We start from the raw sequence: 7,128 nt of genomic DNA on the forward strand, positions 1-7,128 counted from the left end.
ATTGCCGTCATGGCAGACAGAACCGTGCGCGGCGGGGGCGAGCGCAACCGCATCAAGACCCTCACCCAGGCCGCCCTGAACGCCGACAAGACCGTCGAGCAGGTCGAGGACGTGCTCGACGGCCTGAGCAGCACGATGAGCGAGCTGAACAGCTCGCTGTCTCGCCTCAACGCCACGGTCGAACGCATGGAGACCGGGCTGGATCACCTGGACGGCACCCTGGCCAGCCTGGACGAGCTGGCCAAGCGGCTCATCGTGCTGGTCGAGCCGGTGGAGGCCATCGTCGCGCGCATCGACGACATGGTGAAGGTCGGCGAGACGATGATCTCGCCGCTGGCGGTCACCGAGAACGCGGTGCGCGGCGTCATCGACCGGCTGCGCAACCGTTGAGGGTCACATCTTGTTCGACCGGGCCATGACGAAGCTGTACAGGCCGTAGAGGATGATCCCCACGCCGGCCGCGATCAGCATCGCCCGCCCGTAGGGCTGGGCACCGAGCGTCTTGAGCGCCCCGTCGAGTCCGGTGGCCTTCTTCGGTTCGGAGCGGCAGGCGGCGACGACGACCAGCGCGCCGGTCCCGGCGATGACCGCGCCCTTGGCGACGTAGCCCGCCGCGCCCAGCCGTCGCACCAGGTGCCCGGTCTTGCCCTTGAGGTCGCCCACGAAGTTGCGGCTGGCCCCCTTGTAGATGTGGTAGATGCCCACCCCGACGATGACCAGCCCGCACGCGACGAGGGCGAGGGTGCCCGGGGCCGTCTGCATCAGGCGCGCGCTGATGCCGGAATTCTGTCGATCGGCCGCCCTGCCCGCGCCGCGGGCGAACCCGAACGCCGAGTACGCGAACGCGAGGTAGACCACCGCCAGCCCGAAGGCCTTCGCCCGATCCCACGCCCCCTCGGGCTCGCGGCGACCCGACTCGCGGTCGCTCGACCGCCCGAGGGCCGTCTCGACGAGCCGCCAGAGGCCAAGCGTCAGAAGGGCCCCCGCGACGGCCCACAGGACGAGGCGGCCACCCGGTTTGCTTGCCAGCGCCGCCAGCGCCCCGGTCTGGTCGGCGGTGGCGCCGTCGCCGCAGGCGATCCGGATGGCCAGGTAGCCGACGATCAAATGCACCAGCCCGTTGACGACATAGCCGGCGCGGGCCAGTCGTTCGAAGACGCTGTTTTGGGCCAGCCGTGTGTTGTCGGATGACGTGGCGTGCGACATGGCCTCCGGATGCCCGTTAACCGCGGTCGCCTAACGCGCCTGCTTTTCCTTCGCGGCGCGCGCGGCCATCTGCTTGAGCATGTCGTCGTGGATGATGTCGAGCCTGGAGCGGGCCTCGGCGCACACGCAGGGGTCGCGGATCACGGTCATCTGGTTGTCCTGCCTGGTCTCGCCGCCCTGGGACCAGTTGGTCGAGCCGGTGACGACGTCGACGCCGTCGATGATGACCATCTTCAGGTGCATGATGGCCGACTTCTCGCTGTGGCCGATTGCGATGCTGTTGCCCGTCTTGTCGTTCAGCCACGCGGCCAACAGTTCCCGCTCCGCCTTCCCGGCGGCCTGCGTGGAATCGAGAGTCATTTGCACGTAGACGTTTTCGTCGTGCAGCTTCGACTGGAGGATCGTGTTCAGCTGGCTGTCGTCGTAGCCGTACATGGCCACCACGATGCTTTTGTTGGCCGACGTCAACAACGCCTGCAGGGCTTCGTGCACACGGTCGACCGGGCTGTAGAAAGTCCGCGTGCCGTCGGGATAGCCGGGCGGGAACGGTGCGGCCTTGTATTGGTCCAGCTCGGAGAGCGAGGCGAGAGCCATGGTTGCTCCTGGGGGTGGGTACCGCTGCGGCCGGGCAGAATCATCTCATCATCGGCCGTTAACCGCTATTGCGTAACGCGCTCGCCAGCCCGTTCATGGTCAGCAGGATGCCGCGCTGCACCAGCTCGTCGTCGTCGCCGGAGCGGTAGCGGCGCAGCAACTCCACCTGCAGGTGGTTCAGCGGCTCCAGGTACGGGAAGCGGTTGAACACCGACCGCGCCAGGGCGGGGTTGTCGGCGAGCAGGTCGTCGTGGCCGGTGATCAGCTTGTGCATGGCGATGGTGCGGCGGTGCTCGTCGACGATCTTGTCGAATACCCTGCGCCGCAACGATTCGTCGGCGACCAGCTCGGCGTAGCGGGCGGCCAGGCCCAGGTCGCTCTTGGCCAGCACCTGGGCCATGTTGGACAGCACGCTGCGAAAGAACGGCCACCGCTCGTAGAGGTCGTGCAACACCGCCACCCGCTCGGATTCGGGTTCGGGGCCCGCGGCGATCCACTGCTCGAACGCCGAGCCGGTGCCGTACCAGCCGGGCAGCATCACCCGCGACTGGGTCCAGGCCAGCACCCACGGGATGGCGCGCAGGTCCGAGATGGACTCGGTGGGCTTGCGTGAGGTGGGCCGGCTGCCGATGTTCAGCGACCCGATCTCGCTGACCGGCGTGGAGGCCTTGAAGTAGTCGACGAAACCCGGTGTCTCGTGGACCAATTCGGCGTAGGCGCGGTGCGCCAGGGCCGCCACCTCGTCGAGCACCGCGTAGGCCGGCTCGGCCGCATCGCCTAGGCCCTCGACGTCGAGCAGTGTCGACTCCAGCGTCGCCGCCACCAGGCTCTCCAGGTTGCGCCGGGCCAGCTCGGGCTCGGCGTACTTGGCGGCGATCACCTCGCCCTGCTCGGTGAGGCGCAGCGAGCCGTTCACCGCTCCGGGTGGCTGCGCCAGGATGGCCTGGTAGCTCGGGCCGCCGCCGCGGCCGACGGTGCCGCCGCGGCCGTGGAAGAGCCGCAACCGGATACCGGTCTTGCGCGCCACCTCGACGAGGGTGAGCTCGGCGCGGTAGACCGCCCAGTTGGCGGTGAGGTACCCGCCGTCCTTGTTGGAATCGGAGTAGCCGAGCATGACTTCCTGGCAGCCGCCCCGGGCGTCCACCAGGGATCGGTACAGCGGCAGGTCCAGCATCGCCTGCAGGATCGACGCCCCGTTGTGCAGGTCGTCGATGGTCTCGAACAGCGGCGAAATGCCCAGGGGGCAATAGGGTTCGGGTCCGGAGGCATCGAGCAGGCCGGCCTCCTTCAGCAGGATCGCGGCCTCCAGGACGTCCGACACCGACTGGCACATCGAGATGACGTAGTTGGGCACCGCCGCGGGGCCGTAGAGCTCGACGGCGCGGGCGGCCGCGGCGACGACGCCCAGCTCGCGACGGGCCAGCTCGGACAGTTGGGCGCGGTCGCCGACCAGCGGGCGGCGGGTGCCGAGCTCGCGGGCCAGCAGTTCGACCCGCTCGTCTTCGGGGAGGGAGCCGTAGTCGGGGTGCGCCCCGGCCCAGGCCAGCAGCTCGCCGACGACCTCCTCGTGCACGTCGGAGTTCTGCCGCATGTCCAGCCCACACAGGTGAAATCCGAAGACGTGCACGCTTTCTCGCAGCCGGGCCAGGCGGTCGTCGGCCAACAGGCCGGCGCCGTGGGTGCGCAGCGAGGCGTCGATGGCGTCCAGGTCGGCGCGCAACTCGGCCGGCGCCGAATAGCGGGGCAGGCCGAGGTCGAGCTCGTGCTGCGACCGCCGGTCCAGGATCTCAGCCGCCGTGGCGGTCAGACGCCCCCGGATCACCCGCAGCGCCCGCCGGTACGGCTCGTCGGCGCGGGCCGCCTCGTCGCTGCGCTCGGCCAGGGCGGTCACCTCGGGCGTGACGGTGATCAGCCGCGCCGACATCGACAGTTCCTGCTCGAGGTCGGTGAGCTCGGACAGGTAGTGATCCAGCGCGGTGAAGGCGGCGCTGCCGGTGGCGCGCCGCACGACGTCGGCGGTGACGTTCGGGTTGCCGTCGCGGTCGCCGCCGATCCAGGAGCCGGGCTGCAGGATCGGCGCGGCCAGCAGGTCCGCCTCGGGCCAGCGGGCGCGTAACGCGTCGCGCACCTCGGCGTTGACCTGCGGGATCACCGTGAACAGCGCGGCCGGGTAGTACCTGAGGCCGACGTCGATTTCGTCGGTGATCTGCAGCCGGTTGAGCCGGATCAGCGCGGTCTGCCACAGCGCCAGGACCTGGCGGCGCAGCTCGCGCTCGATGTCGCGGCCCGCGTCGGTGTGGGTGTGCCCCGCGGCGCGCAGGCGCATCAGCTCGGTGATGCGATGTTGGGTGACGAACACGGTGCGCCGGCGGGTCTCGGTCGGGTGGGCGGTGATGACCGGGGACACCACCGCGCCGCGCAGCGCGTCGGCCACCGCGGCCGAATTCAGGTCCGCCGCATCGAGTTTGGCGTAGGTGGCGGCCAGGCTGCTGTCCTGCGGCGGCTCGCCCGCGGCGACGTGCAGCGCGCGCCGGCGCTCGCGGTGGATGTCCTCGGCCACGTTGGCCAGCAGGGCGAAATGACTGAACGCCCGGATGACCGGCAGCGCCAGGCGGATGTCGAGACCGGAAAACATCCGCGACATGTCGGCCCGGTCGATCTCGGAGCGCCGCACCCGGAAGGATTCCACCCGCGCCCGCTCGACGAGGTCGAACACCTCCTCGCCGTTCTGCTCGCGCACGGTGTCGCCGAGGATGGTGCCCAGCAGCCGGATGTCGGCGCGCATGGGCTCGGTGGCCTCGCGCCCGACGCGGGTGCGCTGGACGGCGCCGATCGGTTCGAGCGCGCTGTCAAAAGCCCTGTCGGAATGCCCAGCCATGGGTTCCAGTATCGAGGCGCGCCAAGCTGCGCGCCCGTCGAGCGTCAGCGGTACTTGATCAGCAGGGCCATGCCGATGATGCAGACCAGCCAGATCCCGGTGATGAACAGCGTCAGGCGGTCCAGGTTCTTTTCCACCACGGTGGACCCGGACAGGCTCGATTGCACGCCACCGCCGAACAGCGTCGACAGGCCGCCGCCCTTGGCGCGGTGCAACAGCACCAGCAGCACCACGAGGATGCTGGTCACCACCAGGGTGATCTGCAGGGCCAATTCCATGACGCAGAGCCTACCGGGACAGCCGCGCGGTCACGGCAGGGGCCCGCCGGCGGCGATGGCCGCCAGCGTCGCGAACTGCTCGCCGTCCAGCGACGCCCCGCCGACCAGAGCCCCGTCGATATCGTCCTGGGCGACGATGTCGCCGATGTTCTTGGCGTTCACCGAGCCGCCGTAGAGCACCCGGACGGTGTCGGCGACCTGCGCCGAGGCCAGCGAGCCAAGCTCCTTGCGGATGGACGCGCACACCTCTTGAGCATCGGACGCGCTGGCGACCCGTCCGGTTCCGATCGCCCATACGGGCTCGTACGCGACGACGACGCGGCCGATCTGCTCGGCCGACAGGCCGGCCAGCGAGCCGCGCAGCTGCTCCTCGCAGTGGCCGACATGCTCGCCGGCCTCCCGGACCTCGAGGTGCTCGCCGATGCAGACGATCGGGGTGAGCTCGTGCTTGAGCGCGGCGGCGGCCTTGGCGGCCACCAGCGCGTCGTCCTCGTGGTGATAGGTGCGCCGCTCGGAGTGCCCGACCACGACGAAGCTGCAGCCGAGCTTGGCCAGAAAGGCCCCGCTGATGTCGCCGGTGTAGGCGCCGGAGTCGTGCTGGGACAGGTCCTGGGCGCCGTAGGTGAGGCGCAGCTTGTCGCCGTCGACCAGGGTCTGCACGCTGCGCAGGTCGGTGAACGGCGGCAGGACGGTGACGTCGACCTTGTCGTAGTACTTATCCGGCAGCGCGAAAGCGATCTTTTGCACCAGGGCGATCGCCTCGAAGTGATTGAGGTTCATCTTCCAGTTGCCGGCGATCAGCGGCTTGCGGCTCACGGGTCTCCTTCGCTTGGCTCAACTTGGTTGCGGCCGGCCGAGCACCTCGATGCCGGGCAGCGTCTTGCCTTCCAGGTATTCCAGCGATGCGCCGCCGCCGGTGGAGATGTGCGAGAAGTCCGCCTCGGCAATGCCGAGGGCGCGCACCGCGGCCGCGGAGTCGCCGCCGCCGACCACGGTGAAGGCGCCCTTGCCGGTGGCCGCGGCGACCGCCTCGGCGACGCCCTTCGTGCCGGCGGCGAAGGCCGGGAACTCGAACACGCCCATCGGCCCGTTCCAGAAGACGGTCTCGGCGTTGGACAGCAGCGCCGCGAACCGCCGGACCGATTCCGGCCCGATGTCCAGGCCCATCTTGCCTTCCGGGATCCGGTCGGCGGCCACGGTTTCCGGCGGCGAATCGGCGGCGAACTTCTCCGCCACCACGATGTCGACCGGGAGCCGAAGCACGTCGGCGTAGGTCTCGGACAACCGCCGGCAGGTGTCGATCATCTCGGTCTCGAGCAGCGAGGTGCCCACCGAAAGCCCATGCGCGGCAAGGAAAGTGAAGCACATGCCGCCGCCGATCACGATGCTGTCGGCCTTGGTCGCCAACGATTCGATGACGCCGAGCTTGTCGGACACCTTCGACCCGCCGAGCACCACCGCGTAGGGCCGGGTGGTGGAGCTGGTCAACTTCTCCAGCACCTCGATCTCCTTGGCCACCAGGGTGCCGGCGTAGTGCGGCAGCAGGGTGGCGACGTCGTAGACGGAGGCCTGCTTGCGATGCACCACCCCGAACCCGTCGGAGACGAAAGCGCCTCCCGGCGAGACCAATTCGGCCAGTTGCCCGGCCAGCGCCAGCCGCTCGCCGTCGTCCTTGCTGGTTTCGCGGGGATCGAAGCGGACGTTTTCCAGCAGCAGGATGTCGCCCTCGGTCAGCCCCTCGGCGCGGGCGAGCGCGTCGCTGCCCACGACGTCTCCGGCCAATTGCACGTGCCGGCCCAGCCGTTCGCCGAGCGCGGCGGCGACGGGCGCCAGCGACAGCTTGGGGTCGGCTCCGTTCTTGGGACGGCCCAGGTGTGCGGCCACGACCACCTTGGCGCCCGCGTCCAGCAGCGCCTTGAGCGTCGGGACCGATGCGGTGATGCGACCGGGGTCGGTGATCTCGCCGCCGTCATCGAGCGGCACGTTCAGGTCCGAGCGCACCAGCACGCCGCGACCCGAAACTCCTTCGGCCAGAAGGCCGTCCAGGTTGGGCAGGGAGGACGTCACGACGGTTACAGGGACTTGCCGACCAGGTCGACGAGGTCGACGAGGCGGTTGGAGTAGCCCCATTCGTTGTCGTACCAGGACACCACCTTGGCCTGGTTGTCGATC

8 protein-coding genes are annotated in these 7,128 nt (G+C 69.7%); 1 reads left to right on the plus strand and 7 read right to left on the minus strand.

Annotated features, from left to right (window positions below):
- On the plus strand, window positions 1-390 hold the full coding sequence (locus AWC19_RS24850; RefSeq protein ID WP_142281401.1) for an ATPase: 390 nt from the start codon (window positions 1-3) through the stop codon (window positions 388-390).
- Between the two features lie 3 nt (window positions 391-393).
- Here AWC19_RS24850 and AWC19_RS24855 read toward each other — a convergent pair whose 3' ends face one another.
- The 7 genes from AWC19_RS24855 to AWC19_RS30950 all read right to left on the minus strand — a co-directional run.
- Entirely contained in the window at window positions 394-1,206 is an 813-nt protein-coding gene (locus AWC19_RS24855; protein ID WP_085080756.1) for a DUF1206 domain-containing protein, read from the minus strand.
- 30 nt (window positions 1,207-1,236) lie between these two features.
- Window positions 1,237-1,800: a phospholipase D-like domain-containing protein gene (locus tag AWC19_RS24860; RefSeq protein WP_085080757.1), complete on the minus strand. Its 564-nt coding sequence runs from the start codon at window positions 1,798-1,800 to the stop codon at window positions 1,237-1,239.
- 58 nt (window positions 1,801-1,858) lie between these two features.
- Window positions 1,859-4,678, minus strand: coding sequence for a phosphoenolpyruvate carboxylase (ppc, locus tag AWC19_RS24865; protein WP_085080758.1), 2,820 nt, complete (start codon window positions 4,676-4,678; stop codon window positions 1,859-1,861).
- A gap of 44 nt (window positions 4,679-4,722) precedes the next feature.
- The gene (secG, locus tag AWC19_RS24870) at window positions 4,723-4,956 is read right to left on the minus strand and encodes a preprotein translocase subunit SecG (RefSeq protein WP_085080759.1); all 234 of its coding nucleotides are present in this window, start codon (window positions 4,954-4,956) and stop codon (window positions 4,723-4,725) included.
- 30 nt (window positions 4,957-4,986) lie between these two features.
- Entirely contained in the window at window positions 4,987-5,772 is a 786-nt protein-coding gene (gene tpiA, locus AWC19_RS30940; protein WP_085080760.1) for a triose-phosphate isomerase, read from the minus strand.
- An 18-nt stretch (window positions 5,773-5,790) separates the two neighbouring features.
- Window positions 5,791-7,023 (minus strand): phosphoglycerate kinase, encoded by a 1,233-nt coding sequence (locus AWC19_RS30945; protein ID WP_245849306.1) that lies wholly within the window; start codon window positions 7,021-7,023, stop codon window positions 5,791-5,793.
- 5 nt (window positions 7,024-7,028) lie between these two features.
- Window positions 7,029-7,128: hypothetical protein (locus AWC19_RS30950; protein ID WP_245849309.1), on the minus strand; the 100-nt coding region annotated here is incomplete at its 5' end.

The organism is Mycobacterium palustre (genome assembly GCF_002101785.1).
In the GTDB taxonomy this organism is placed as follows: Bacteria; Actinomycetota; Actinomycetes; order Mycobacteriales; family Mycobacteriaceae; genus Mycobacterium; species Mycobacterium palustre.